Annotated in this window: 1 protein-coding gene; it reads left to right on the top strand. The window is 36.4% G+C overall.

Annotation, left to right across the window (positions count from 1 at the left end; translation table 11 throughout):
• The first annotated feature begins 138 nt into the window (after positions 1–138).
• A complete protein-coding gene (locus ABF638_RS37890; RefSeq protein WP_435027871.1) occupies positions 139–1,272 on the top strand; it encodes an ISAs1 family transposase in 1,134 nt (377 codons plus the stop codon).
• Positions 1,273–1,522 lie beyond the last annotated feature (250 nt).

Here is a 1,522-nt window from a genome sequence, read left to right as displayed (position 1 = left end):
CCAGGGCGAACGCATCTAAATATAGTACATAATTACTAAAGGAGAGATAAAGGCAGCGATCGCTGATGGTATAGAGGTTAAGCAATAAGGCTTTGATGGTAAAGTCATTGTAAAAATAGTCATATTGCCCCAGTTTGCGTGAAACTCAAGCCCAAAATCACAATTGCTGACCATTTTGCTGTGATGTCAGACCCACGAATAGATCGTACAAAACGACATAAATTGATTGACATTTTGACCATTGCTTTGTGTGCAGTGATCTGTGGAGCAGATAGTTGGGTGGCAATTGAACTATATGGCTGCACGAAATATGAATGGTTAAAAACGTTTTTGGAGTTACCAAATGGTATTCCGTCACACGATACATTTGCGCGAGTCTTTGCACAGTTAAACCCCCAACAGTTCCAAGAATGTTTTCTGTCATGGATGAGATCAATACACAAGGTAACATCAGGGGAGATAGTAGCAATTGATGGGAAAAGTTTATGTGGTTCTAACGATAAAGCATATGGGCAAAGTGCGATTGAAATAGTTAGTGCCTGGGCGACGACAAATAGATTGGTATTAGGTCAGGTAAAAGTAGATTCTAACTCAAATGAAATTACAGCAATCCCAGAGTTATTAAAGGTGCTAGAACTGTCTGGATGTATTGTGACAATAGATGCAATCGGCTGTCAAAAAAATATTGTGAAGTTAATCGCCCAGCAAGATGCAGACTATGTAATTACCTTAAAAAAGAATCAAGAAAATCTTTATAATGAAGTAGAAAAACTAATCGATGAAGGAATAAGAACTGGCTTCCAAGGATTAAAGCATAGCACGTATAAAACCGAGGAATTTGGTCATGGTCGCCACGAGATACGTCATTATCTAATGTTATCTAATATCCAAGAAAAGCTTGACCCAGATTCAGTTTGGGCAAAATTAAATAGCATAGGTATGGTGGAGTCTGTACGGGAGCTAGATGGCAAGACAACGGTAGAAACCCGTTATTTTATTAGTAGCCTGGAGGATAATGCCCAAAAGTTTGCTAATTCTATTCGCAGCCATTGGGGAATTGAAAATTCACTACATTGGATTTTGGATGTAGCATTAAACGAAGATGACTGTCGCATAAGAAAAGAAAACGCACCACAAAATTTTGCAGTTCTGCGCCACATTGCAGTTAATTTGTTAGGAAAAGAAAAACGAGTGAAAGTAGGAATAAAAAACAAACAATTTCTAGCTGCAATGGATAATCAATATTTAACTAGATTACTTTCCTTGGCTTAAAGCTGATTTTATAAGGCATTGAATCAGGCTGTAACTAATTTTCTATTTAGGTCGCAGTCATTAATTCATGTTGTCCCCTTTCTGCTAATTGTTGATTTAAAATTATATCTTCATGATAAATAATAAGTTTTTAATATCTAAGTTTATCCTTTGATTTGCATTCACTATTTATCTAAGTGAATTGGCTTTATTCTAGATATTTGAATTTGCTTCCTAATTCTTATTAGCAATTAAGATGCGTTCGCCCTGC

This window comes from Nostoc sp. CALU 1950, assembly GCF_051172895.1.
Taxonomy (GTDB): domain Bacteria; phylum Cyanobacteriota; class Cyanobacteriia; order Cyanobacteriales; family Nostocaceae; genus Nostoc; species Nostoc edaphicum_A.
Note: the sequence above shows the minus strand (reverse complement) of the source record. Positions and strands in the feature narration are given on the sequence as shown.